The sequence below is a fragment of the Sphingomonas zeae genome (assembly GCF_014197135.1).
GTDB classification, from domain to species: domain Bacteria; phylum Pseudomonadota; class Alphaproteobacteria; order Sphingomonadales; family Sphingomonadaceae; genus Sphingomonas; species Sphingomonas zeae.
Map to the genome: position 1 here is coordinate 65,008 of NZ_JACIFA010000013.1, position 26,657 is coordinate 91,664.

General features: G+C 63.0%; 13 protein-coding genes and 1 pseudogene. 9 read left to right on the forward strand and 5 right to left on the reverse strand.

The features are described from left to right. Positions 1 to 32 precede the first annotated feature (32 nt). Together GGR45_RS16090 and GGR45_RS16095 are read right to left on the reverse strand one after the other, a co-directional pair. A complete protein-coding gene (locus GGR45_RS16090) occupies positions 33 to 3,284 on the reverse strand; it encodes a TonB-dependent receptor (RefSeq protein WP_175310595.1) in 3,252 nt (1,083 codons plus the stop codon). 137 nt (positions 3,285 to 3,421) lie between these two features. Continuing rightward, positions 3,422 to 5,683, reverse strand: coding sequence for a beta-glucosidase family protein (locus tag GGR45_RS16095; protein ID WP_175310594.1), 2,262 nt, complete (start codon positions 5,681 to 5,683; stop codon positions 3,422 to 3,424). Between the two features lie 315 nt (positions 5,684 to 5,998). Between GGR45_RS16095 and GGR45_RS16100 the strand changes: the two genes are divergently transcribed. Beyond that, the gene (locus GGR45_RS16100; RefSeq protein ID WP_175310593.1) at positions 5,999 to 7,009 is read left to right on the forward strand and encodes a LacI family DNA-binding transcriptional regulator; all 1,011 of its coding nucleotides are present in this window, start codon (positions 5,999 to 6,001) and stop codon (positions 7,007 to 7,009) included. Here the strand turns inward: GGR45_RS16100 and GGR45_RS16105 are convergent. Then, positions 6,970 to 8,205: an MFS transporter gene (locus tag GGR45_RS16105; protein WP_246358267.1), complete on the reverse strand. Its 1,236-nt coding sequence runs from the start codon at positions 8,203 to 8,205 to the stop codon at positions 6,970 to 6,972. The genes GGR45_RS16100 and GGR45_RS16105 overlap by 40 nt on opposite strands. Before the next feature lie 801 nt (positions 8,206 to 9,006). On the opposite strand from GGR45_RS16105, the gene GGR45_RS16110 reads away from it, so the two are divergent. The 4 genes from GGR45_RS16110 to GGR45_RS16125 all read left to right on the forward strand — a co-directional run bounded on the left by GGR45_RS16110 (position 9,007) and on the right by GGR45_RS16125 (position 16,286). Further along, positions 9,007 to 10,596 carry a class I SAM-dependent DNA methyltransferase gene (locus tag GGR45_RS16110; protein ID WP_175310591.1) on the forward strand — a complete coding sequence of 530 codons (1,590 nt, stop codon included), beginning with the start codon at positions 9,007 to 9,009 and terminating at the stop codon, positions 10,594 to 10,596. Between the two features lie 74 nt (positions 10,597 to 10,670). After that, the gene (locus GGR45_RS16115) at positions 10,671 to 11,771 is read left to right on the forward strand and encodes a Fic family protein (RefSeq protein WP_175310590.1); all 1,101 of its coding nucleotides are present in this window, start codon (positions 10,671 to 10,673) and stop codon (positions 11,769 to 11,771) included. Continuing rightward, positions 11,771 to 13,048, forward strand: a complete 1,278-nt coding sequence (locus tag GGR45_RS16120; RefSeq protein WP_175310589.1) for a restriction endonuclease subunit S — start codon at positions 11,771 to 11,773, stop codon at positions 13,046 to 13,048. Before GGR45_RS16115 ends, GGR45_RS16120 begins: the two co-directional genes overlap by 1 nt. Before the next feature lie 25 nt (positions 13,049 to 13,073). Next, on the forward strand, positions 13,074 to 16,286 hold the full coding sequence (locus GGR45_RS16125) for a type I restriction endonuclease subunit R (protein WP_175310588.1): 3,213 nt from the start codon (positions 13,074 to 13,076) through the stop codon (positions 16,284 to 16,286). A gap of 148 nt (positions 16,287 to 16,434) precedes the next feature. On the opposite strand, the gene GGR45_RS16130 is transcribed toward GGR45_RS16125, so the two are convergent. Beyond that, positions 16,435 to 17,192 (reverse strand): IS5 family transposase gene (locus tag GGR45_RS16130; protein WP_175310587.1). Its coding sequence is split into 2 segments (ribosomal slippage): positions 16,435 to 16,871 and positions 16,871 to 17,192, totalling 759 coding nucleotides; the frame shifts between segments, so codons are not numbered across the junction. A 139-nt stretch (positions 17,193 to 17,331) separates the two neighbouring features. Between GGR45_RS16130 and GGR45_RS16135 the strand changes: the two are divergent. Next, positions 17,332 to 18,083: pseudogene (locus GGR45_RS16135) on the forward strand (IS5 family transposase). Positions 18,084 to 18,267: 184 nt separating this feature from the next. Here GGR45_RS16135 and GGR45_RS16140 read toward each other — a convergent pair. Beyond that, positions 18,268 to 21,324, reverse strand: coding sequence for a TonB-dependent receptor (locus GGR45_RS16140; RefSeq protein WP_221235835.1), 3,057 nt, complete (start codon positions 21,322 to 21,324; stop codon positions 18,268 to 18,270). A 944-nt stretch (positions 21,325 to 22,268) separates the two neighbouring features. Between GGR45_RS16140 and GGR45_RS16145 the strand changes: the two genes are divergently transcribed. Genes GGR45_RS16145 through GGR45_RS16155 form a run of 3 tightly spaced genes read left to right on the forward strand, consistent with a single transcriptional unit; the run spans position 22,269 to position 26,231 of the window. Further along, positions 22,269 to 23,516 (forward strand): hypothetical protein, encoded by a 1,248-nt coding sequence (locus GGR45_RS16145; protein ID WP_175310585.1) that lies wholly within the window; start codon positions 22,269 to 22,271, stop codon positions 23,514 to 23,516. Next, positions 23,506 to 24,099, forward strand: a complete 594-nt coding sequence (locus tag GGR45_RS16150; protein ID WP_175310584.1) for a hypothetical protein — start codon at positions 23,506 to 23,508, stop codon at positions 24,097 to 24,099. The genes GGR45_RS16145 and GGR45_RS16150 overlap by 11 nt, the downstream gene beginning before the upstream one ends. Next, a complete protein-coding gene (locus GGR45_RS16155; protein WP_175310583.1) occupies positions 24,096 to 26,231 on the forward strand; it encodes an AAA family ATPase in 2,136 nt (711 codons plus the stop codon). Before GGR45_RS16150 ends, GGR45_RS16155 begins: the two co-directional genes overlap by 4 nt. The last annotated feature ends 426 nt before the right edge of the window (positions 26,232 to 26,657 follow it).

Consider the following 26,657-nt stretch of genomic DNA (forward strand, 5'->3'; position numbering starts at 1 on the left):
GAGGAGACAGCGGCCTTCCGAGTTTTGCGAGATCAGAAGCGATACCGCGCGCCGACCAGATAGCGGGCGGAACCTTCGGCCAGATACCAGGTGTTCATGCGGTCGCGACCATAGGTCTGGACACCCTCCTCGGTCAGGTTGATCGCCTCGAAGCCGAGCGCGAAGCGCGGCGTCAGGTCGAAGCTCATCGACAGGTCGAGCTGGCCATAGGGCGCGGTGAAGACCGGATTGCGATCGCCGCCACGGTTGATGTCGCTCAGGAACTTGTCGCGCCAGTTATAGGACAGGCGCATCGAAATGCCGTTCTTGTCGTAGATCAGCGTGGCATTGGCGGTGTCCGACAGGCCGACCAGCGCGAAGGTGTTCACGCTGGGGTCGGCGGCGATGTCGATGCCGATATTGCCGCGAACGAGCGTATAGCTGGCTGCGACGCCGAAGCCTGTCTCGCCCAGGAAATACTGGCCCGCCAGCTCGACGCCATAGATATGCGCGTCGCGGTTGTTGATCGGCGTGTTCACCGCAAAGTTGAACAGCGGATCGCTGGCATTCGGGCTGATGTCGACCTGGCTGAGGATCGAGTCGACGAAGCCCTGGTTCAGCGCCCGGCTCTGGGTGTTGTAATTGGCCGCGAACTGCGCATTCGCCGCCGCGACATTGCCGTTATTCTGCTGAAGCAGCGCGGTATAGGTGAACAGGTTGACGTCGGTGATGTCCGCCCCGAACGTGTTGGCCAACTGCTGGCGCGCCGTGCCCGACCGCGTGCCCGCCTGCCCCGACGTCGCGTCGCGCAGACCGAACAGATTGCGGTTCACGACCGTATTGCCGATGAAATTGTGCACCCGCTTGTCGAAGAAGCCCGCCGACAGGAAGACGTCCTTGCGCGGATACCATTCGACGGACAGGTCGATATTGTCGGACGACAGCGGCAGCAGACCGGTATTGTTGGACGAGCCCGTCGCGATGCCACCGATCGCGGTCGGCCGCCCAGGCGCGCCGACGCCGGTCGAGGCGAACAGATTGCCGTAAGGCGCGCGCGAGATCGTCTTGCTGTACGAGGCGCGGGCGAACAGATTGTCCAACACCTCGATCTTGGCGTCCACGGCGGGCAGCCAGTTGCTATAGGAACCGCGCGCCGAAATCGCCTGCTGGTCCGTACTGTTCTGGACGACGAAGTCGTTGTCCGCCGTCCACACGATCGCCAGCGGCACGGGTTGCAGCGACACCGCGCGCACCTTGGTATTCTCGTAGCGCAGGCCCGCCACGATTTGCGCATTGCGGCCGAACACCTGCCCGTTCCAGCTGCCCTGGAGATAGCCCGACCAGATATTCTCGCGCACCGAATTGTCGCTGTTCGCGTCGATATTGTTGCGATGATCGACGCCGTCGTTCGTCACGCCGGAATAATAGTTGAACAGCGTGTTGTAGAGCTTGGTCGCATCCTCGGTGCGGAAGGCGATCTGGGTATTCGGATCGGCGTTCGGGTTGTTATGCTCGAACTTGCAGGTGTTGCAGAACTGGAAAACCTGCCCGGGTGCCAGCCGCGCGACGTCGGGCGGCAGCGAATTGCCCCAGTCGCCCAGCACCTGACGCGTGTTGAACTGGGTCTGGCGGGTCGTGGTGGTGCGATAATCGGCACCGGCATCGAACCGGATCTGGTCGGTGAATTCCCAGGCGGCATCGGCGCGCAGCTCGCGGATTCGCTGTGTCTGATTCGAAGCGAATTGGCGCTGCACCGCGCTCGCCAGATCGCCGACGTCCAGCACACCGTTATTGTTGCCCTTGATGAAGGGCTGTCCGGTCGGGGTCGTGCTCTGCGTGCCGTCGTTGATCGCCAGCGTCTGCTGCGGGAAGCCTTTATCGGTCCAGCGCAGCGTATGGCCGGTCACGACCGGCGCATTGATCGCGACGGTGGTCGAGGTCTGGCCGTTGGGATTGTCGGGCAGGCTCTGCGCCTCGCCGATATGACCGTCGATCGACAGGGTGAAACGGTCGCTCGGCTTCCACTCGATGTTGCCGCCGACGTCGTAGAGCCTGTTCTTCTGCGCGCGATAGGCCTGCTCAAACGCCGCATCCTTCACGCCGTTGATCGTCTCCGCCAGGAACTCGGTGGTGGCGATGCCGTTGCTCGCGTCGTCGAACGTCACCTCGCTGAACGGGCGGTTGAACCAGTTGGACTGGCTCGACCGGCGCTCCGACTGACGCAGCTGGGCATAGAGGCCATCGGCGGTGAAGGTCAGCGTGTCGGTCGGGCGGAATTGCAGGATCGCCTGACCGTTGATCCGCTCGCGGCTGGCCTCGGAGAAGTGATAGCGGAAGTCGTTGGGCACCGACACCAGCGGGTTGCCGGTCGGGCGGTTGTTGATCTTGGTCGCACCGTTCACGAAGCCGTTGGACGGGTTCAGGAAGTCGTTGAGCGAGCGGATATTCCAATTGTCCGGCGCGACGCTCGCAAAGCTGAAATTGCGCTTCTGATAGCTGCCGAACAGCGACACGCCGACGCGCTTCTCGCTGTCCGTCCAGCTGACGGTGCCCGACGCCTCGGGCGTGACGCGTGCGCCGCAGTCGATGCAGTCGGCCGAGCTGTTGTCATAGCTGCCCTTGACGCCCAACGACCCGACCAGCCCGGTATCGGAATTGTCGAGCGGCCGGCGGCTGACCACGTTGACCGTGGCGCCAATGCCGCCCGACGGGATCGCCGCGCGCCCGGTTTTGTAGACCTCCAGCGTCTTCACCCCTTCCGAGGCGAGGTTCGAGAAGTCGAACGAGCGGCCGAAGCCGCCTGCGCCGTCACCGCCCTGGTCGCCGCCGACCGCGACGATGTTGGACGTCGCCAGCTGGCGGCCGTTCAGCGTGACGAGGTTATATTGCGCACCGAAACCGCGGACCGTGACCGTCGAGCCTTCGCCGTTGCGCCGATCGATCGAAACGCCGGTGATGCGCTGCAGCGACTCGGCGAGGTTGGTATTGGCGAACTTGCCGATATCCTCCGCGCTGATCGCGTCGACGACGCCGTTCGAATCGCGCTTGATGGCGATCGAGCGCTCCAGTGAGGCGCGAACGCCGGTGACAACGATGTCGTCGGGTGTGGTTTCGGGCTGGGGATTGGTCGGGCTTGCCTCACCCGCCGGGGGTGTTTGACTACTGGTATCAGCCTGGGGCGTACCCTGTTGCGGGTCGCTCGGCGCGGTCTGCGCCTGGCCCTGCGACGCGAGCAGCAATCCCGCCGTCAGGCTCAATACCGATGTCGAGCGCACGAGCACGCGCGCAAGCGTCTTCCCCTTCATCCCACCTCTCCCATTGCGGCTTTTTTGCGCCGCCTGTTCGCCGAGTATTTCGGCTAATCATTTTTTTTATAGTTTATTGCTATACCGACCGACATCGGTGTCAATTAAAATGCCATGGCGGCGTGGCGCCCGATCAATCAACCGGGCGACTGTGCTCCCGCCGCCACACTCACCTCTTGGCTCGCGACCGGGCTCTGCGCATCGGTCGCCAGCGTCAGGCGATAGCGGCCGGGCGCGGTCGCCCACCCGCTGCCTGCGGTCCAGCGGGCCAGGATCCGGGGATCGGCAGAGATCGCCACCTGTTTCGTCTCGCCCGGCGCGAGTTCGACCCGCTGGAAACCGGCCAGGCGCAAGGGTCCCTGCCCCGTCCCCGTGACGTAAAGCTGCGGCACGACCACGCCCGGGCGCTTGCCGGTATTGGTCACGGCGACCTCGACCGCCGGAGTCGCACCACCCTTGAACCGGGCGCTGCCGAAGCGGAAACGCGTGTAGCTGAGGCCATAGCCGAACGGATAGAGCGGCCGGTCGCCGCGTGCGGCGTACCAGCGATAGCCGACATTGCTCCCTTCCGAATAATCGACCGGGAACGGGGCGAGATTGCCGGTGTCGACGACCCCCGCGTTGCTCGAGGCATCGGTCAGCGCGGTCACGCCGGCGGGCAGCACCGCACTCGGCCGGGGCAGTTGTGCGGCACGGATCGGAAAGCTGATCGGCAGACGGCCCGAGGCGTCGACCTTACCGACCAGGACGCGTGCGATCGCTTCGCCTCCGCGCTGGCCGGGATACCAGGCCTGGACAATCCCCGCGACCTGATCGGCCCAGGGCATCAGGACCGGCCCGCCCGTCTCCAGCACGACGACGCTACGCGGGTTGGCCTTCGCGACCGCCGCGATCAGCGCATCCTGATTATCCGGCAGCGACAGCGAAGTCGCGTCCTGCGCTTCGGTCTGCCACTGGGTCGCGAACACGATCGCGATGTCGGCCCCCTTGGCCGCCGCCGCCGCCGCCGCGGGATCGCGTCCATCGACGAAGGTGACCTGCGCGCCGGGGACCTGCGCCTGCATCGCCCGCAGCGGCGAGGAGGCATGATAGGTGATCCGCGCAAACGAGGCCGCCGCTCCCTTGGTCAGCGGAATTTCGATCGGCGCCCCGCCGACCGAGCGAACCTGGCTCGACCCGCCGCCCGACAATACGCCGACATCGGCATGGCCGCCGATCAGCACGATCCGCCGCGCTGTCGCTGTCAGCGGCAGGACGTTGCGGTCGTTCTTCAACAACACGATTCCCGCCTCCGCCGCGCGCTGCGCGACATCGGCATGGGCGGCATAGTCGATCGCCTGTGCGGTCGTGGGTGTCGGATCGTCGTACAGGCCGCTGGCGATGACGCCGGTGAGGATGCGCGTGACCATCTCGTCCAGCCGCGCCTCCGACACGCGACCACTGGCAACCGCATCGGCCAGCGGCTTGCCGAAATAGATTTGCTTGTCGAGTTCCTGTCCCGATTCCTGGTCCAGCCCGGCCAGCGCGGCCTTCTCCGTCGAATGGACGCCGCCCCAGTCGCTCATCACAAATCCGGGATAGCGCCATTCGTCGCGCAGGACCTGCGTCAGCAGGAAGCGGTTCTCGCAGGAATAGTCGCCATTGACCTTGTTATAGGCGCACATGACCGATCCGGGGCGTCCCCCGTCGATGGCGATCTTGAACGCCAGCAGATCGCTTTCGCGCAGCGCCTTCTCGTCGATGCGCGCGTCCAGGATGTTGCGGCCGGTTTCCTGCGCGTTCAGCGCATAATGTTTGACCGTGGACACGATATGCCGGGACTCGACGCCGCGGATCGACTCGCCCGCCATGATCCCGGCCAGCAGCGGGTCTTCGCCCAGATATTCGAAATTCCGCCCGTTCCACGCATCGCGTGTCAGGTTGACGCCGCCTGCCAGCAACACGTTGAAGGTCTTGGCGCGCGCCTCCGCCCCGATCATCGCGCCCCCGGCATAGGCGATGGCCGGATCGAAACTGGCCGCCGTCGCCAGGCTGGAGGGCAACGCCGTCGCGGTGTCGCCCTTGCGCTGTTCGACCTGATTGGCGACGCCCAAGCTCGCATCGCTTTCGCGCAGCGTCGGGATACCAAGGCGCGGCACGCCGGGCACATAGCCGGCCGAGGGTATCATGTCGGCATGGCGTTCCTTGGTCATCGGCGGAAACAGGCCGTGGACATAGGCCAGCTTTTCCGCATGGGTCATCGCCTTGACCAGGGCGCGGGCGCGGTCGACCGCCGGAATGGTCTTGTCTTGCCATGCGCCCTCGCTTGCGTGCGGCTGCGACAGGGCCTGCTGCGCCGACGTGGCGACCGGCGCGGCCCCCGCAAGAAGCGCGACGATAAGGGCGTGACGATAGGACATGGCGGCGCTCCGAACAGGGGGTTCGGAAAACCGGGTCAAGGCACATCGGGCGACGCCATGCACCGGCGCGCACCGTCAACGTGATGATCCTCTCCCGGTCTTCCCGTTTTCAGCGTCTGTTGTCCGCAAGACTGACAACGATGTCAACGATCAATCATCCCTGCCCGCCTCAGCGGCCCTCAGCGCCCCATAATTGCGCTTTGCACCCGATTGCATAAGGCGACGGCATGTGGGACGATTTTGGAATCGCCCCGCGCCTTACATCGGCCTGGCCGATCCGCCATGCCGCTTTTTGTCTTTCGACCGGATGTTTCCATGAAGGCGCTTACCATCAAGGACGTGGCCCGACAGGCCGGAGTTTCCCCCAAGACCGTTTCCCGCGTCATCAACGGCGAAGCGCATGTCCGCCCGGCCGTCCGCGAGGCCGTGGCGCGTGTCGTGGCGGAGATGAACTACCAGCCGAATGCCTTTGCCCGCAGCCTGTCGAGCGCGCGCTCCTTTCTGATCGGCCTGTTCTTCGACGATCCGGCCTGCAGCTATGCCAATGACGTGCTGCTCGGCGCGCTCGACCGCGCGCGATCGCTGGGCCGCCACGTCGTCATCGAAACCGTGGCGCTCGATCGCCCGGACTGGCAGGCACGGCTGGAGGAAAGCCTGATCGGATTGAAACTGGGCGGTGCGATCCTGACGCCGCCGATCTGCGACTGCGAGGAACTGATCGTCATTTTCGAGCGGCATGGCGTGCCGTTGGTACGGATCGCGCCGGGTAACGATGTCGATCGCACGCCCCATGTCAGGATTGACGACCGCGCGGCGGCGCGCACCATGGCAGAGCATCTGATCCATCTGGGCCACCGTGACATCGCTTTCATCAAGGGCAACCCGACCCATCATGCGGCCCATCGCCGTTGGCTCGGATTCCAGGACGCTTTGCATGCCGCCGATATGGCGCTCGATGAGCGACAGGTGTTCCAGGGGGACTTCACCTTCCGATCCGGCATCGTCGCGGCCGAAGCGCTGCTCGATGGCGCGCGGCCACCAAGCGCCATCTTCGCGAGCAATGACGAGATGGCCCTGGGCGTGCTGGTGGCTGCGATGCGGGCACAGATCGCCGTACCGCAGAAATTGTCCATTGCGGGGTTCGACGATGCCCAACTGGCCCGCATGGCCTGGCCACAGCTGACGACCATCCGGCAACCCAATAGCGAGATGGCGGCTGCGGCCGTCAGCCTGCTGGCGGAGCGCAACGCCGTGCCCGATGGCGCGGTATCGTCGATCGAACTTCCCTATGAACTGATGGTCAGGGCGAGTTCCTTCTGTTCGTGACGGCGCAGCGCGAACGCCAATACCGGAAGATAGCACAGGCCCGGCAGAAGCAAGGCCGGGATGAGGCCCAAGCGATCGGCCAATAGTCCGGTCAGCAGCGGGATGATGGCGCCCCCCACTACCGCAACGCAGAGAACCATTCCCCCGACGGGTGCGCGATCGGCCTGTGGGGGAAGCGCGATGACGTAGATCGTCGGATACATGATCGAATTGAACAAGCCGATCGACAGCAGGGCACCGGCGGCGAGTAAACCATGTCCCATCATCGCGATCAGCACCAGACCCGTGGCGCTCGCGGCGGCGCAGGCCAGCAGGCGTGCCGGGGATATATGCCGAAGCATGGCGGCGCCCGCGAACCGCCCGATCATCGCCCCACCCCAGTAAAGGGCAACCGACCGCGCGGCGATGACGGGTTGCCACGCCCCCGCATGCGGCGTCATCAGGAAGTCGGTCAGCAATGCGCCGATCGTCACCTCAGCCCCCACATAGGCGAAGATGGCCACGGCACCGCCCTGCAGCCGCCGATCATGCAGAGCCGAACGCCATCCACCGCTCAGGCTGGCGCCGGCATCCGGGCCAAGCCTGGACAACAGGTTTCTGTTTCGCAGAAAGGCAGAGGCCAAAGCGGCCAGCACCACGGCCGCAAAGCCGAAGGAAAGCGCGGACAGGTTTGAACCCGTTTGCTCCCCGGGCGCGGTTGAGATCAGGGTCGTCGCGCCGACGAGCGGTCCGACCACGGTACCCAACGAGTTAAAACCTTGCAGCAGATTCATCCGCACCGCCGCGCGACGGGGATCGCCAACCACCGTCATCACATTGTTGCCGGCTATCTGCAGAAAGGTTGCCCCTGTCGCGATACAGGTGAGCGACATCAGCACGCCCGGATACTGCCGGCTACCCAGACCGGCGATCAGCAACGCGCAACCGATCGCCATGACGGCAAGGCCGACGGCGCTTGCTCGCATATATCCGCGCCGCGCGACGAAAGCCGCCACTGGCACAGCGAACACGAGATAGCTTGAGAACGAGGCGAACTGTATCGCCCCGGCCTCCGCGTAATTCAGCCCCCACGCCAATCGCACCCGGGGAACCAGCAGGCTTACCGACGACGCCACGAAACCGCCAATGAAGAAGACACCGAGAGAAAGTCGGAATAGTCGCGCTGCGATCTGCTCATGCGCGGCGCCGGAGGGCATGGGGTGGCTCATCGTCCGACGCTATCAGCGCATGGGGCCTGTTCACCAGTCATGACAGAGCACGGGTGACCCAAAAACGGGGTGAGAACCGTGCCAGCGTGACAGCTACTGGTCGCCGATATCGTCGGCATTGGACCCGAACAGATGGTGCAGCTCAAGTCGCGCGACCGCCAGCAGCCACGTCAGACCGCCGAGAACCATATCAAAAGCGGGGCATGAATGTGGGCACGAAATCCGAATTTCACATTTCTTGCAGTGAAATCAACGATATCTGGCGGAGCGGGAGGAATCTTAATTCCCCAGCCAAATACCTGCTTGTGAACAATAATCTTTGAAGAATCGGTAGATCACCCCGCATTTCTCCCCACACCCTATATGGGATCATGTGACGCGATGTGAGCTTTCCGCCGATACGGTGAGTCGCGATGCGGTGAGAAGGGCACCATACCCGATAGCTGCTTTCTGCACGCCGCGGAACTCGGTGGAGATCACGTCGCGCCGATCGCGCCAGCCATTGGTCCTGCGCAGAAAGCGTAGATTAGGTGAACAGGTCGGGGCCGGTGGAACCGTCAGGCGGGGTCTTCCCAAGGATTGAGGACCGGGACGCCGGTTGAAAGGAAGTCGGCGACACCACAATTCGTCACATGAGCCGCCATTTGCCGTCCTTTGTTCGCTTTTCAATTTCTCTAACTTGTCCGTGCCGATTCCCTGCTGCGTCCGGCCTATTTCATAGGTCGTATAATGGTGGCTGCCGCGGTCCACAGTGGCTATCAAGGCTGAAAGGTATCAATCAGGATCGGCATGGCACGGGCAGCGAAGAAGATTGCGGGCGGAGATTTGGGTTTTGAGGCGGAGCTCTTCCGTGCGGCCGACAAGTTACGCGGCAACATGGAGCCCTCGGACTACAAGCATGTCGTGCTCGGCCTGATTTTCCTGAAGCACATATCCGAGGGGTTCGAGGCGAAGCATGCCGAGCTCCTCGCCGAGTATCCCGAAGGCGCCGAGGACGAGGACGAATACCGTGCCGACAACATCTTCTGGGTGCCCAAGGGGGCGCGCTGGTCCCACCTGCAGGCGAGCGCGAAGCAGCCCGGCATCGGCAAGATCATCGACGACGCCATGCTGGAGATCGAGAAGGTCAATCCGGGGCTGAAGGGCGTTCTGCCCAAGGATTACGCCCGCCCCGGCCTGAACGCGGTGATGCTCGGCGAGCTGATCGACCTGATCTCCGGCATCGGCTTCAAGGACGCCAGCAACGCGTCCCGCGACCTGCTGGGCCGGGTCTACGAATATTTCCTCGGCCAGTTCGCGGGCAGCGAAGGCAAGCGTGGCGGTGAGTTCTACACCCCGCGCTCGGTTGTCCGGACGATGGTCGAGATGCTCGAACCGTATAAGGGCCGCGTGTATGATCCGTGCTGCGGCAGCGGCGGCATGTTCGTTCAGTCGGAGAAATTCGTCGAGAGCCACGGCGGTCGTATCGGCGACATTGCGATCTACGGTCAGGAATCGAACCACACGACGTGGCGGCTGGCCATGATGAACCTGGCGGTGCGCGGCATCGACGCCGATATCCGCTGGAACAGCGAGGGCAGCTTCCACAAGGACGAACTGCCCGACCTCCGCGCCGATTACGTGCTCGCCAACCCGCCGTTCAATATCTCTGACTGGGGCGGCGACCGGATCAAGCAGGATGCGCGGTGGCAGTTCGGTCCGCCGCCCGCCAGTAACGCCAACTTCGCCTGGCTCCAGCACATCCTGCACCATCTGGCGCCCACCGGCACCGCCGGTGTCATCCTGGCCAACGGGTCGATGTCCTCGACACAGAATGGCGAGGGTGACATCCGCCGGGCGATGGTGGATGGCGACGTGATCGACTGCATGATCGCGATGCCGGGCCAGCTCTTCTATTCGACCCAGATCCCGGTGTGCATCTGGTTCCTGGCGAAGGACAAGTCGAACGGCATTGGCCGTAACAAGAAGCTGCGCGACCGGCGCGGCGAGATCCTGTTCATCGACGCGCGCAAACTTGGCCACATGGTGGACCGCACACGGCGCGAGTTCAGCGATGCCGACATCGCGAAGATCGCCGACACCTATCATGCCTGGCGCGAGGGGGAAGGCTATGCCGACGTCCCCGGTTTCGCCTGCGCGGCGCGGCATGACGTCATTGCCGGCCATGGCTATGTCCTCACCCCCGGCCGCTATGTCGGCGCCGAAGACGTTGAAGCGGACACAATTCCCTTCGCCAAACGCTTCGCCACGCTGCAGGCGACGCTGGAAGAGCAGTTCGCCGAAAGCGCGCGGCTGACCGACGTCATCCGTCAGAGGCTGGCCAGCGTGATTGTGCCCGACGATGCAGCAACGGATTTGACACGTTCGGCGGACGTGTAAAGAAAATCCGGTTTCCTTTACACGTCACTAGCGACGTGCGAAAAAATCGCACATTTCTTTCACGAGGCTGTCCGATGCTCAAGGCGAGCTACATCATCCCGGACCTGCCCCCTCCGGGGGTGCAGGAAACGGCGGCAGTGCTGCGCGCGCTGACGCAGGCGCATCGGCATCTGGCGGAGTTGAAGGGCCGCGCCGCCGCGATCCCCAACCAGGGCATCCTGATCGACACGCTGGCGTTGCAGGAAGCCAAGGCCAGCTCGGAAATCGAGAACATCGTCACCACGCAAGACGAGCTGTTCCGGGCCAGCGTCTTTCCGGAAAACCCCTCGTCCGCCGATGCGAAGGAAGTCGCGCGCTATGCCGAAGCCCTGCGCGAGGGCTTCATGCAGCAGCGGCGACTGGGCGGCCTGCTGACGAACAACATGATCGTCACCATGTTTCAGATGCTGAAGCGCACCGATGAGACGTTCCGCAACACCCCCGGCACCGCGCTGAAGAACGACCAAACCGGCGAGATGGTCTATGTCCCCCCGCAGGACGGCGACGCCGTGCGCGCGCACATGGCCGCGCTGGAGCGATTCATCAACGAGGATGACGCCAGCGACCTCGATCCACTGGTGAAGATGGCGATCATCCACCACCAGTTCGAAAGTATCCACCCGTTCACCGATGGCAACGGCCGCGTCGGACGGATCATCAACATGCTGTACCTGACGCGCACCGGGCTGCTCGACGTGCCGGTGCTGTATCTCAGCCGCTGGATCACCGGGCGCAAGGGCGACTATTACCGGCTATTGCAGGCGGTGCGCGACACGCGCGGGTCGGCCGAAGCGTGGGAGGCATGGCTGCTCTACATGATCCACGGCGTCGCCCAGACGGCGAGGGACACGCTCGCGCTGATCGAGGGGATGCGGGTGCTAATGGCCGAATACAAACAGCGTATCCGGACCGAATACCCCAAGGTCTATTCGCAGGACCTGCTCAACAACCTGTTCCGCCATCCCTATACGCGGATCGAATATGTCGAGCAGGAACTGGGCGTGTCCCGACCGACCGCGACGAAATATCTCGACACGCTGGCGGCGGCGGGATTTCTGGACAAGCAGCGGATCGGACGGAATAATTACTATATGAACCAGCGGCTGGTGGCATTGTTTGTAGATGGGGCGGCGTGATGGAGGGATGGAGCACAAAGCGCCTTTGTGAAGTGGGCCGAATTGTTACTGGCAAGACGCCCCCGACTGCAATCAATGCGAACTATGGCGGAGACGTCCCATTCGTGACCCCGACCGACATGGATGGGCGACGAACGATTGACCGGACGCTACGAACCCTATCGCAAACCGGCGTTAGAACTATCGGCTCGTCCTATGTGCCTTCGTCGGCGGTGATTGTGTCGTGCATCGGATCAGACATGGGCAAGGCCGCCCTTGTCGATCGCCCATTCGTCTCCAATCAGCAGATCAACTCAATTATCGTCTCCCCTGACTACGACCGCAAATTCGTATATTATAACTTGGCGCACCGGAGAGATGAGATCAGATTCAAGGCTAGCGGCGCCGCTCAGCCGATCATGAACAAATCCGACTTCGGCAATCTGATGATCGACATCCCGATCCTCGGCGAACAGCGGGCCATCGCCGCCGTCCTCTCCGCCCTCGACGACAAGATCGAACTTAATCGGCGGATGAACGAGACGCTGGAGGCGAGCGCGCGGGCGTTGTTCCGGGACTGGTTCGTCGATTTCGGCCCCACCCGCGCCAAGGCCGAAGGTAGCCCCGCCTATCTCGCGCCCGATCTCTGGTCCCTCTTCCCCGACCGCCTCAATGACGATGGCGTGCCAAGAGGATGGGAGTGGTCCACCATCGGCGAGGAAGTCGAGGCAGTCGGCGGCTCCACACCTAGCACGAAAGATGCCGCGCTTTGGGACGGCGGCATCGCCTGGACCACCCCGAAGGATTTGTCTGACCTGGGTTCGCCATTCCTGTTGGACACAGCGCGAACAATCACTGAAGCCGGCCTTCGCACCATTTCGTCAGGGCTGCTGCCGGCTGGAACGGTCCTAATGTCGTCCCGCGCACCGGTCGGCTACCTTGCGATCGCCAGCGTGCCGCTAGCGGTCAATCAGGGCTATATCGCCATGAAGTGCACAGGTCGCGTCTCCAACTGGAACGCCTATCTTTGGGCGCACGAGAACATGGACGCCATTATCAGTAATGCAAACGGGTCAACCTTCCAAGAAATCAGCAAGAAGAACTTCCGTCCGCTCTCCATCCTCGTAGCCGACGATGCGACGCGATCCGCATTCGACCGCTTGGTCGGTCCGATGTTCGAGAGCATCACAGCGAACGTAATCGAGTCACGCACTTTAGCCGCCACCCGCGACGCGCTCCTCCCCAAGCTGATGTCCGGCGAAATCCGCGTCCGCGATGCCGAGGCGCTGGCGGCATGACGCGCACACCCGGCATCCCCGCCTGATGGCGAAGCTCACCGAATCCGTCGTAGAGGACGCAGCGCTCGCCTGGCTAGCCGAACAGGGCTGGCAGGTCGCCTATGGCATCGATGCCTCGCCCGACGGCAACGCGCCTGAGCGCACGGCGAACAGCGACGTGATCCTGACCGCGCGCCTGACCGCCGCGGTCGATCGGCTCAACCCGCATATTCCCGCCGACGCGCGCGCCGATGCAATCCGCAAGGTGCTTGCGGCCGAAATGCCGGGACAGGTCGAGGAGAATCGGCGGCTTCACCGGCTGATCGTGGAGGGGGTGCCGGTCGAGTATCGCGCGGCCGATGGCGTGATCCGCGGCGACCGGGTGCGGCTGGTCGATTTCACCGATCCGGCCGGTGGCCTCGACATGAACGACTGGCTGGCGATCAACCAGTTCACCGTCATCGAGCGCGGCCACACCCGTCGGCCCGACATCGTGCTGTTCCTGAACGGCCTGCCCATCGCGGTCATCGAGCTGAAAAATCCTGGCGACGAGAACGCCACCGTCACCGGCGCCTACAATCAGCTTCAGACTTATAAGAACGAGATCGGATCGCTGTTCCGCACCAACGCGCTGCTGATCGCGTCGGACGGGATGACTGCGCGGATCGGATCGCTGACCGCCGACCAGGAACGCTTCATGCCGTGGCGCACCGTCGATGGTGAGGAGATCGCGGCCAAGGGCTTGCCCGAGCTGGAGGTGATGATCGCGGGCGTGCTCGACCGGCAGCGCCTGCTGATGCTGATCCGCGACTTCACCGTGTTCGGCGACACCGGGCGCGGCATCGTCAAGATCGTCGCTGGCTATCACCAGTTCCACGCCGCCCAGCGCGCCGTCGCCGCGACGTTGCGCGCGGTGCCGGGTGCGTCGGCGGTGACGGCGATGCGGGAAAGCCCATTGCGCTACGGCTTGCCCGACGCCGCCGCGCATCCGCAAGGCGATCGCCGGATCGGCGTGATCTGGCACACGCAAGGGTCGGGCAAGAGCTTCCTGATGGCTTTCTACGCAGGGCTGCTGGTGCGCGAACCGGCGCTGGAGAACCCGACGATTGTCGTCATCACCGACCGCAACGACCTGGACGATCAACTGTTCGCCACCTTCTCGATGTGTTCGGACCTCATCCGCCAGACGCCGATCCAGATCGACAGCCGCGAGGACCTGATCGAACGGCTCGACCGGGCATCCGGCGGGGTGATCTTCACCACGATGCAGAAGTTCGCACCGCCGCCGGGGATCAGCGGCTATCCCGCGATCAGCGACCGCCGCAACGTCATCGTCATCGCCGACGAAGCGCACCGATCGCAATATGGCTTTCGCGCGCGGATCGACCGCAAGACCGGCGAGCTGGCCTATGGCTTCGCCAAATATCTGCGTGACGCGCTGCCCAACGCCTCGTTCATCGGATTTACCGGCACGCCGATCGAGAAGGATGACGTCAACACGCCCGCCGTGTTCGGCGACTATGTCGACGTGTACGACATTGCCCGCGCGGTCGAGGACGGCGCGACGGTGCCGATCTATTACGAGAGCCGGCTGGCCCGCATCGAGCTGCCGCCCGAGGAACTGCCGGTCATCGACGCCGAGATTGACGGTCTGACCGAAGACGAGGCGCTGAGCGAGCAGGAACGGCTGAAGCAGCGCTGGTCCGCGGTCGAGAAGCTGGTCGGATCGAAGAAGCGGCTGGAAATGGTCGCTGCGGATCTCGTTGCGCATCTGGAGGACCGGCTCGCGGCGATGGACGGCAAGGCAATGGTCGTCTGCATGAGCCGCCGGATCTGCGTCGCGCTCTACGACGCGATCGTGGCACTGCGACCCGAATGGCATAGCGACGACGACAAGACCGGTGTGGTGAAGGTCGTGATGACCGGCTCCGCGGCCGACATTCCCGCCTGGCAGCCGCACATCGGGAACAAGGCGCGCCGCGACCTGCTGGCCAAGCGCGCGAAAAACCCGGCCGATCCGCTGCGGCTGGTCATCGTGCGCGACATGTGGCTGACCGGATTCGATGCGCCGTCGATGCATACCATGTACATCGACAAGCCGATGCGCGGTCACGGCCTGATGCAGGCGATCGCGCGCGTGAACCGCGTGTTCCGCGACAAGCCGGCCGGTCTGGTGGTCGATTACATCGGCATCGCCCAGAATCTGAAGAAGGCGCTCGGCCAATACTCTGCTTCCGACGCCGCCAAGACGGGCATCAACGAGGCGGAGGCCGTCGCGTTGCTGCTCGAGAAGTTCGATGTGGTGCGAGCGATGTTCCATGGCTTCGACTGCATGCCCGGTATCTCCGGCACACCGGTCGCCCGTCTGAAATGCCTGGCAGAGGCGATCGAGTTCATCCTTGCTCGGCAGCATGAGGCGGCGGCGAAGGAGACGAACGACGAGGCCCGCAAGGCGGCGCATCGCCGTTTCCAGGACGCGGTCCTTGCGCTGACCAAGGCTTTCGCCCTGGCGGCCGCCAGCGACGAGGCGCGTGCGATCCGCGACGACATTGCTTTCTACCAGACGATCCGTGCCGCGCTTGCCAAGACCGGCGGTGGTGGTGGCACGACGAAAGATCGCGACTTCGCGGTCCAGCAGCTTATCGACCAGTCGGTCGTATCGACTGAGATCGTCGACATATTGCGCGCCGCAGGCCTCACCACGCCGGACATCTCGATCCTGTCCGACGACTTCCTCGCCGAGGTGAAGGCGATGGAGCGGCCGAACCTGGCGCTGGAGGCATTGAAGAAGCTGCTGGGCGATCAAATTCGCTCTCGCAGCCGCACCAATGCGGTCGAAAGCCGCCGCTATTCCGAACGCCTGACCGACGCCATCGCCCGCTATCACACCAACGCGGTCAGCACGGTCGAGGTGCTACAGACGCTGATCGACTTGGCCAAGCAGATCCGTGCCGAGCAGGCTCGCGGAGAGGCGGAAGGCCTGACCCCCGACGAGATCGCCTTCTACGACGCGCTTGCGGACAATGAGAGCGCCGTCGATATCATGGGTAACGACAGCCTGAAGGTGATCGCCGCTGAGTTGGTGAACACGCTAAGGGCGAGCGCGACGGTCGACTGGTCGCATCGCGAAAGCGCTCGCGCTCGCATGCGCGTGCTCGTGAAGCGGATCTTACGTAAGTACGGGTTTCCCCCAGACCTCCAGGATGTGGCTGTGCAGACGGTCATACAGCAGGCGGAACTGCTCGCCGAACGGTGGTGAACGCTAATCTACTTCGAACTGCCAGAAGCGGAGCACGATAGTTGCTCAAACATCGCGGATGGTATCTATGGTCAAAAGCCCGTCAGCTTGGACCCAGAAGACGACATTCAATCGCCTTTTTGTGCTCCCCAAGGTCAGGACTCGTTGATCACCGCCAGAAGAAGACGGTTGCAGCGAGGGCGAGGGCGGAGAAGAAGACGGTTGGGCACCGGTCGTAGCGGGTGGCGACGCGGCGCCAGTCTTTCAGGCGTCCAAACATGATCTCGATGCGGCTGCGGCGTCGGTAGCGGCGCTTGTCGTATCTGACCGGTTCGTTGCGGGATCGCCGGCCCGGGATGCAGGGCTCGATGCCCTTCGCCTGCAAGGCGTCCCTGAACCAGTCGGCGTCATAGCCGCGGTCGCCTAGCAGCCGCTGCGCCTTTGGTATGTCGTCGAGTAGCGCTGCCGCACCGGTGTAATCGCTGACCTGGCCAGCCGTCATGAAGAAGCTCAGCGGGCGACCGTTCGCGTCGGCGATGGCATGGAGCTTGGTGTTCATGCCGCCTTTGGTGCGACCAATCAGGCGGCCGAGGCCCCCTTTTTTACCCGCAGGCTCGATGCCGTGCGGTGCGCCTTGAGGTAGGTCGCGTCGATCATCGCCGTATTCGGCTCAGCATCCGCCGCTGCCAAGCCTTCCATCATTCGCGTGAACACGCCCGCCTCTCCCCAGCGCTTCCACCGATTATAGAGCGTCTTGGGCGGGCCGTAGACGGCTGGCGCATCGCGCCAACGCAACCCGTTGCGGTTGACGAACACGATGCCGCTCAACACCCGCCGGTCATCCACTCGAGGCTTGCTATGGCTCTTGGGAAAGAAAGGACGCAGCCGCTCCATCTGCGCGTCCGTCAGCCAAAACAGGTCGCTCATCACCAGTCTCTTTACGGAGCCTGAATCAGATCGCCGCCCTCACATCAATGGGTCCTGACCCTAGGGTTCAAACCGATTAACATCTTGAGGAGTGACGTTTTTCCTGATTCACTGGCGGATGGATCAGGAGAAGTGAGGAATGGCGCTGTACTGGTTGTCGGATGAAGCGTCGGCGGCGATTGAGCCGCATTTGCCTGGGAACCAGCCCGGCGCGCGGCGGGTAGACGACCGACGGGTAATCTCGGGCATCGTGCATGTGCTGAAGGTCAGCTGCCGCTGGTCCGACTGCCCTGCCGATTACGGGCCGTCGACGACGATCTACAACCGGTTCAACCGCTGGTCGCGCCGTGGCTTCTGGCTCCAGTTGCTCGTCGCGCTGGTGGATGCCGGCGTGGTCACTAGAAGTACTGCGATCGACAGCACCTACATCAAGGCGCAATGCGCAGCCTTCGGCGCAAAAGGGGGCGCCAGATCCAGGCGATCGGTCGCTCGCGCGGCGGATGGACGACCAAAATCCACGCACTCATCGATGTCATCGGCCATCCCTATGCCCTGATGCTAACGGCCGGCAATGTCAGCGACGTGAAGGCAGCGCCCGCCCTTCTCGAACGTGCTGGCCGGATGTGATACCTTCTTGATGACAAAGGCTACCATGCTGACCGGCTACGCCGCTCGCTACGTGACGCCGGAGCGGTTCCTGTCATTCCCGGCCGGCGCAACCGGAAGCGCGTCATCCGATACGACAAGGAGCGCTACCGCGGCCGCCACCTCATCGAAAACGCCTTCTGCCGTCTCAAGGACTTCCGCCGTGTCGCTACCCGCTACGACAAACTCGCCGCCAACTTACTCTCAGGCGTCGCCATCGCCACCGCGCTCGCCTTCTGGCTGTGATTGAGTCTCAGCCCTAACGAGGGTGATCGACCCATTTGCGGTTGCTTAAAATCTTCTGCCCGCTTCCCGACTTCGGACCTTCGTTCATGTGAATTGTCGCAGGCAGTCGTACTTCGATACCGATGCAAAGATGAGGGGCGAAGGCAAACGCCCCCGCCCCCCCCCTTTCGGCAACGTCGTTCGATCAGAACAGAATGTCGAAACCCAGTCGTACCGAACGCGGGTTCAGATAGCCGTAAGGCGTGCCGTAGAGCGGATCGGGCGTATATTCCGAACCCGACTTGGCATTTTCATGCTGCACGTAACGCTGCGTGATCGGCTGCGAATTGAAGACGTTAAAGGCATCAGCCCGCAGGACAAAGTTCTTGAAGCCCCATGATTCCGGCAACCGGTAGCGGAACGACAGATCGATCTGCTTGACCCATTGCGTTCGCAAGCCCGTGCTTCGCGGCGAGGGCTGCGTCATCGTATAGTTGCCGTTCGAATTGAGCGCCCCATATGCGCAGTAGAAGCTGGATGCGTTATAGCCAGCCGCATTGGGATCAGTCGGATGATAGCCCATGCAGCTAAGGCGCGTCGGCGACTGAAGCAGCACATTGGTACCGAACAGCAGATTGTCGGTGACGTGATAGCTGCCGAACGTCTTCAACACGAAGGTCCGGTCATTGGGCAGCAGGCCGGTCGAATAGTCGGTCAGACCCAGATAATCATAGTCCTGCGTCGAGCCCGCATCCGACTGGGTCCCGTTGCCCGCGTCGGATTTCACCGTGCCCTCGTAATTGCCGTAGGAGCGCGACACGGTGATCGAACCCTGCAGCGCCCAGATGCCGTCATCTGCCCGCTTCCAATCAAAGACCAGGGCCTCATATTGACGCTTGGGCTTGGGGAAGGCGAGACCGGTCAGCGTCACCGACTTGGTCGGGTCGACCCAGTCGCGGACGGTCTGCGACGAGCGACCGGGGTTCCAGATATAATAGGCGCTGTTGTTCTGGTAGAAATCGCACTGCGAAGCTGAGGCGTTTGCACCGCCGTTGCAATAATAGTTGGCGAGGAAGGGTGCAAAATCGGTATCCTCGGACACGCGACCCAGATTGCGATATGTCCCCGTCAGGCCGACGGAAAACAGCTCTGTCACCCGGAAATGTGCTCCCAGGACGAACTCGTCCTCATAGGTCGGCTTGGCCCCGACGGCCAGTTTCGCTGCTGCCGGATCCTGGACACCCGCACCATAGATCAGGCAGGTTGCAGCCCCGTTGATCGGATTGCCCGGCGCGGCCGAAATGTTCGTGGGACAAGCCGAACCATAGCCTGCTCCCGCCAGGTTGGTCAGCGCAGGACCGAAATTGATCAGGGGCAGACCGGTATTCGGGTTGACCGGGAAATTGGCTGCCGTGAATCCGGTCGGATAGGCGAAATATTCTCGGAAATAGAGGTCGCGACCGCGGAAGCCGAGATTCATTGCAGGCGGGATGAAGTAGCGGCCATAGCTGCCGTTGAAGCGGAATCGGGAGTCACCACCTGGCGTCCAGCTGAACCCGGCACGTGCCGCGATATTGTCCTTCAACGACAGATAGCGCTGTCCCGACAGATTATATTGCTGGAACTCGTCGTCGCGCACGCCCAGATTGATCGTCAGACCCCGCGCCGGTTCCCATGAATCCTGCACATAATAGGCGCGATCCTGGCCGGAGACGAATCCGCCCAAACGCTCATAGGTCAGCCGCGCACCGGTATTGCGGTAATCATAAGTGATCGGAAGGCCACCATTCAGCGTCGTGACCTTGGTTTCGTTGACGTCCTCATTGTCCAGCCCGAAGCGGATATGGTGGCGCCCCAGAGCCTCGAACCGAAGGTCGCCGTCGATCCGATAGAATTTGCGCTGCGTGTTGTTGATCGAATTTCCACTATAGGGCTGTGCCGAGATCACCTGCGGCAGACCGCCGGTCGTCGCGGTGCGGCGATCGATCACATAATAGGATCCGGTGTCCAGCGGCAACGTGTTGCTCGAGTCGCGGCTGATGCCGTAGGCGCCCGAAATCTGGAAGAAGTCGGTGATGCTGCCCGTGTACCGCCCGACCCAGTTCAGGCCGCCCTGCTTGTAATTCTGACTGCCGGTATATTTGCCCGGCGTGCCGCCGGTGAAACTGGAATTGGGCGTGAAGGTATAGCTGTCGGTGCGCGTCGTCTGGCGCGTATCGAACAGCGTGAATTCCAGATGCTGGGTCGGATTGACGTAGACGTCCAGCTTGCCGCCGTAAAAGGGATCCGTGCTGATCGTCCGCTGATAGTAATTGGAAAGCGGCGAGGCGCTTTTACCCACGACATCATTGGCCTGATACAGACCATATAGGAAAATGTGGTCCTTGATGATCGGACCGCCAGCTTCGATGCTCAGGGCTTGGGTGGCGGTATGCGCCAGTCGACCGATGGTCGACGGATTGGTGGCCGCGCCGATATTCGGGTTGCTCGATTGCAGCGCGGTCTCGTCGAAGTTGCCGTGGATCGCCATCATCGGGGTGTTCGTGCCCGACTTGGTCGTAGCGTTGATGACGCCGCCCGTCGCGCGGCCAAACTCGGCGGCATAACCAGCCGTTTGCACGTCGACCGTCTGATAGAAGTCGAACGGTACCCGCGCCGATCCGACATAAGTGTCCGGATTGGTGATGTTCAGGCCATTGATGTAATAGGCGTTCTCCGCCACCGACGATCCGCCGAGCGACGGTACGTTGCCAAAGCCGGGGGCGCCCGCGACTGCGCCGGGTGCCAGCAGCGCCAAGGCCGTTACCGATCGAGCGACCGGCAACTGCGCGGCGGTCGCAACCACATCGAGGTTGATGCCCGTCGTGGTCTTGGTGAAATCCTCACGCACACGCTGGCCAGTGACTACCACTTCATTGGCGGGGGCGTCCTTGGACACGACGGTCAGGGTGACCCGGTTTTCCTGCGCGGCAGCGACGGTGATCGTGTCCGTATGGGTCGCATAGTTGGCGCCTTCGGTCGTCACATCGTACAGACCCGGCACCAGTCCCACGGCCGAAAAGCCGCCACTGGCGGAGGATACGAAGGTGCGAACCTGATTCTGCGCCTTCGACCGTAAGGTCACGGTCACACCTGCTACCGGCTTGTTGGCGGTATCGATGACCGTGCCCGAGATCGCGCCCGTGGTGTAGTCCTGCGCCATCGCCGGTGCGGCGATCGCGACCGCACCGATGCCCGCACCCACCATCGCCAAGGCCTGCAAAGCCACACCCCCACGCAGAACCCTGCGCGAGAAACACCCTTGTTTCATCACGTTACCCCCTTGTGTGCCACCGCCCCCAAGCGGTTCGGCAACTGGTCATATTGGCGTCAAGCGACCGGGGAATATTTCAGCAACGTGACAGCCTCACTCAAATGACATTTGATACATAGATCAAGTTGAAGACGATAACGTGCAAGAAAGCCACACTGGCGTGCGAACAGGCATCATGTTGTTGCCTTTTTCGACATTTGGGCACGCCGGTTGCCCGTTATATGCACAAAAGCGATTTACCGTTTTATCTCGCCATCACGGTTATGGAGCCAATTTGCGGTCGCGTGAAACTGCAGTGATTACGCAAAACCGCTACTTTGATGAAGCTTTTGACATCCACGTGCCTAGCGACCTCCCGCCTTTCAGAATGGGGAGGTTCAGGACCAAATTGCTGGTGAGTCCGATCCGCCGAGGCAAACCTTGGCATGTCTGAGATAGGGAGCGCGCCGCCATAATGTTAATGCTCACAATGACCAGTCTGGAATGCGCCCTCTTGAACCAATGGGACCCACACCCGGTCATTCTGGGGAGGTATCGCGGCTCCCAGAAGCGGAAGTCTGTTCATGAGGCGCCCAATAACCCGCAGATCGCCGTTGGCGTGGATGAACGTATCCGGGCACCGATCAGATTGGAGGAGACAAGGATCGAGGCGGCAAACAGTCTGAAGGATTTCGTGCAAAAATCCAGGATGCACTCCGCGCCGGACAACGCTACGAAGTCGTCATCCCTCTCTTTCCGGATCGTCCTTGGCCACAGTACCGCCAGAACTGCTGCAAAGTTTGTCCGCCCCCGGCGGCGGGCAGGTCGCGCTCGTAATCGGTGCCGGCTGTTCGAGGGGCGCCCCGACGAGTATCCCGCTCGCCAGAGAGCTGTCGCAAGATGTCGAGCACCAAATGGTGCTGAACGGCCGCCTTCAGGCGAACCAATGCCAAGATCCCAGTGATCTGGCTGCATTGGCCACGCTCGTCTACCAGCTGTGCGGCAACAGCCAAGCCGAACTGGTCCAATGCTTCCCGATCAACCGAATGCGGCTTGCCAAGCCCAATCTCGGCTACAAGCTATTGGTGGCTCTGATGGCCGAAGGCGCCATCAGCTACGTCCTGTCACTGAACTTCGATCTCGCAGTTCAGAACGCCGCTGCCGAACTCGGTGTGGAGATCGCAACGGTGGCAACCGTGAACGAACCGGTGCCCATCCGCGCGGCGCTGGTTCAACTGCACGGGAACGCGAATAGCGCCCCCGACCAGCTCATCCTCCGGACGGAGGTCATGGACGGCGAGTGGATCGGTCACTGGCATCAGGTCGTGGCCCAGCAGGTCTTGGCGGCGCCGACCGTCCTCTTCGCCGGCCTCGGATCGGCGGCTCCCGTCCTCACGGCGACGATGGCAATGATCCAAGGCGCTCTGGGAGGTAACAAGGCCCTCTACCAGGCAGACGTCGTCCCCTTCACCCAGAGCGGTTTCGCTGCTCAACTCGGCATACCCGCGCAGCGCTACATACAGGGATCTTGGGACGCCGTGGTCACGAGGCTTGCGGAGCGCATCGCCGCTCGCCAGGTCGACGCGCTTTCCTATAATGGCCACGCCCTCCTGTCGGAGAACAATTACAACGAGGATGACCTCCAGCGGTTCGCCGGCATGGCTGCCAAGCTCGGTGGCCATTCGCTGCTTACGCTCGGCAAGATGCGCGCGTTCGCCGATCTGGACTGCGACAAGCTCTACCGGCCACACTCCAATCACGACGACGAATTCATCTCTGAGCCAATGCTCCGGCTGGTTCGCGCCGCCGAAAACTTTGGCCTCGATGCGGAACCCACACCCGCCGGCACCTGGACGCTGCGGCGAGACGGCCAGCCGGTCGCACAGCTCGTGCTTGCCTCTGGCCGTGGCGTTCGGCGCATGGCCGCCGTCGAGACGCGCGCCAAGACGATCTGCACCGCTATTGCCGACCATTCACCCATGGCGGTCGACATCGTGCTGATCGGGGGCTTGATCGACTCCGCCCCGGCCTTCGATCACATCGATCTCATCGCGGACGAAGAGCCGGACGACATCATCGGCGGCCTCGTCGGCCCGCTGCTGGTTTCGGCCAACGATCCTCACTACATCGACCGAATTGGAGGGCTGTTGAATGTCGCTTGACGGCTCCTCGCTCTCCGCCTCGTCGATGATCGCACTGGCTAACGAGACCCTTTCGCTCAACGGCTATCGCGTCGTGCGCGACATGACGGACATGAAGAGGCTCGGGGACCAGGCCCTGTTGGCCGAGGATGCCTACAGCGTGGTCTCCGTCGTGGCCTTCGAGACTTGGCAACAGCTCGCAAGGGACTGGTCCGAGGCTCAAGCTGACCTCGTCGACCTGCTGGCGCGCCGCCTCTCCCGCTCCGCCCCAAAGGCTTGGGACGGCTACCTCGTCCTCCTGTGCGCCGGGGAGCCCGCAGACTGCCTCGACGCGGACCGGATCGAGCGCGATACCTCCAGGGTGCGCAAGATCGTCGCGACGGGCGGCAGGCTCCGGACCAGCGCCGACGTCGCGCGCGTGTTAGATCTTCTGCTCCCGCTTGAGCTGCCGGGCGACCTAGCGGCCCTAGAGGATGTCCTCGACGCACTGCCGGAACTCATGGCCAAGACGGTTGATCGCGCCAAGCTGAAGATCGTCGTAGATGCGTACCGCGATGGCGAACCACCGCTGGAGCGGCTTCACGAAAACGGCGGCGGACGATGAGACTCAAGTCGATCACGATAGAGGGATTTAGGGCGTTCGGCCGTCAGGCGACGATCGATCTCGACGCCGACGTCATCCTGCTTCACGGGCCCAACGGCGTCGGCAAGACCTCGCTCTTGGACGCTATCCTCTGGGCGCTGGCCGGCACAATCGCACGTTTCTCGAACCGTGGCACGCCAGTCTCGATGTATGCACGCGAAGGGCGTGCGCGCGTCGAACTGACCATGACCGGCGAAGATGGCGACGTGGTTTTGACACGTGCGACGGACGGCGGGTCGGACGACTTCGTGCGGCTTCGGATCGGCAATGGGGATTACGAGCAGGCGGCTGCCGTGCAACAGCTCTGCAACCTGCTCCTCCCTCACTTAAAGGATCGGGCCGGCGCCCGGGACGCCCTGAACCGCGTGCTCACGCGCGGCGTCTACCTCCAACAGGATCTCGTCCGCCAGTTCATCGACGACGACAGCGCGGCGGAGCGTTTCGCCCTCGTCAGCGAGGTAATCGGCGCGGGTGCGGTGATCGAACTTCAGGCTGCCCTCGAGAAGAGCCGACGGTCCTGGTCGGCAAGTACCACCACGTTCCGCCGGGACGAGGTGGAACCGTTAGCGTTGCGGGTCGCGCAGATCGATGAACACATTACCCGCCTGTCCGACGGGAGCATCGTCGCAAGCGACGATGCGCGCCTGGCCTCGAGTGCACTCTTCCAGAGGGCAGTCGCGCTACTCGGGGAGGCCAGGTTCGGTCCCGACGGGGCGCCGACGACACCTGCCCGGCTGGACCGCTTCATCAAGACGCTGGAGGCCGAGCGCAGCAGGCTCGAACGCGATCTCAGCACGACCCGCAGCCTCGTCGAGCAGCTCCCCGAGCTCTCCATCGTCGATAAAGCCGATTTGGACGTCGAGAAGCTGCGTCGAGATGAGGCCGATCTCGTCGGGCAACTGGACGCCGCGGAGAAGGCCATCCGAACGGAAAACGCCCGGCTCGCCGTGGAACGTCAGGCGCAGGTCGAGGCAGCTGATCGCGCGCAACGCGCAGCGACCATGGCGAGGCTTGCCCTCAGGGACCTCGGCGATCACTGCCCCGTGTGCCAACAGACCCACGACGTCGAACATACGATCGCGCATCTGCACGCGCTGATCGAAGCCGTATCGGACGTCGCCCAGATCGGCGTTACCGACCGGCTAGCCCCACTGACCGAAGAGCGCGGCGCGGTCCAAGTCCTGCTGAACCTAGTTAGGGACGATCTGAGGCGCCTGGATAACGAAGTACGCGAGCGAGAGGCCCGGCGCTCCATAATGACGGCCCGACTTTCGGATCTCGGGATAGACGGCACCGGTAACGCCGCCACTGCTCTGCGCGAGCGCGCCGGCGCGATCGCAGAGACGCTTGAGATCATGGCCGGGCTCATCGCCGATGGCGAGCGCCTCTCCCTACAGGTTCTACGGCTGGGCGAGCAGCTCCAGCGCGAAGAACTCGCTGCGGAACGCGTGCAGCTCACTAGACGGCTGGATGCGGCGAACAGCCGGATTGCAGGCGAGGAAGCCACAAAGGTTCTTGCCGGCAAGATCATCGATGGCCTGCGCGACGCTTCGCTGGCGGTAACAGCCAGGCAGATCACCCAGATCGCGCCGCTGTTCCAGAGGATCTACAGCCGCATCGACCCGCATCCCACCTTCCGCGTGACGCAGATTGTCGCCGGAATGGAGCGTGGTCACGGCAAGCTGGACGTCGGCATCGCAGATCCCGACGCCGGCCCGCCCTCTCATGACGCCGGTCCGCTGCTGTCCAGCTCACAGATGAATTCATTCGCGGTGTCTCTCTTCCTCGCCATGAACCTCGCCCTCCCCAGCCTTCGGTTAGGCGTGACAATCCTCGACGACCCCCTTCAGAGCCTAGACTCGATCAACCTGCTAGGGCTTGTCGACGTCATGCGACGCTTCCGCGCCCACCGGCAGATCATCGTCTCCACGCACGAGGAGCGGCTCGTCGGCCTGCTACAGCGCAAGCTGCGGCCGATGCGACCAGACGAGCGCATGTTGACCATAGTCTTCGAGAGCTGGAGCCGCCAAGGTCCGGTCATGCGTACGATCGAAGCGGCGCAGGCGTCCGCCGAGAGCGTAATCGCCGCTTGAACCGGCAAAACTTACTACTACAGCGCCGCTTCTACTATTCTTCTTCAGACGGTTGAGCCAGCGCTACACCTCGGCGCAGATGACCGGCTCCGGCCGTATGCGTCTGAACGAACGACCGCTTATGCTAGGCCACGTGGACAAAGGGCAGCCACAGCGATGCTGAGGCGAGGCTGACGAATCCGATGTAGGAGTCGGCGGTTTTGTCGTAGCGGGTGGCGACGCGCCGCCAGTTCTTGAGCTTGTTGAACAAACGCTCGATGCGGTTGCGCCAACGATACTTCAGCCGGTCGTGCGGTGCGGGGTTGAACTGGCCCCCATTTCGACCGGACGGATTTGAGCCTAAGAAGGAGGCTTGGGGCTATCCCCTGAGCATAGGCTTATGTCCGTGTCCGAGATCATCACCGACGGCGGTCGTCGCCGTCACTG

Excerpts from the sequence above, each read along its gene's own strand:
- GGR45_RS16090 (WP_175310595.1), bottom strand. The coding sequence starts at position 3,284 with ATGAAGGGGAAGACGCTTGCGCGCGTGCTCGTGCGCTCGACATCGGTA.
- GGR45_RS16095 (WP_175310594.1), bottom strand. The coding sequence starts at position 5,683 with ATGTCCTATCGTCACGCCCTTATCGTCGCGCTTCTTGCGGGGGCCGCG.
- GGR45_RS16100 (WP_175310593.1), top strand. The coding sequence starts at position 5,999 with ATGAAGGCGCTTACCATCAAGGACGTGGCCCGACAGGCCGGAGTTTCC.
- GGR45_RS16105 (WP_246358267.1), bottom strand. The coding sequence starts at position 8,205 with ATGCCCTCCGGCGCCGCGCATGAGCAGATCGCAGCGCGACTATTCCGA.
- GGR45_RS16110 (WP_175310591.1), top strand. The coding sequence starts at position 9,007 with ATGGCACGGGCAGCGAAGAAGATTGCGGGCGGAGATTTGGGTTTTGAG.
- GGR45_RS16115 (WP_175310590.1), top strand. The coding sequence starts at position 10,671 with ATGCTCAAGGCGAGCTACATCATCCCGGACCTGCCCCCTCCGGGGGTG.
- GGR45_RS16120 (WP_175310589.1), top strand. The coding sequence starts at position 11,771 with ATGGAGGGATGGAGCACAAAGCGCCTTTGTGAAGTGGGCCGAATTGTT.
- GGR45_RS16125 (WP_175310588.1), top strand. The coding sequence starts at position 13,074 with ATGGCGAAGCTCACCGAATCCGTCGTAGAGGACGCAGCGCTCGCCTGG.
- GGR45_RS16145 (WP_175310585.1), top strand. The coding sequence starts at position 22,269 with ATGGTGCTGAACGGCCGCCTTCAGGCGAACCAATGCCAAGATCCCAGT.
- GGR45_RS16150 (WP_175310584.1), top strand. The coding sequence starts at position 23,506 with ATGTCGCTTGACGGCTCCTCGCTCTCCGCCTCGTCGATGATCGCACTG.
- GGR45_RS16155 (WP_175310583.1), top strand. The coding sequence starts at position 24,096 with ATGAGACTCAAGTCGATCACGATAGAGGGATTTAGGGCGTTCGGCCGT.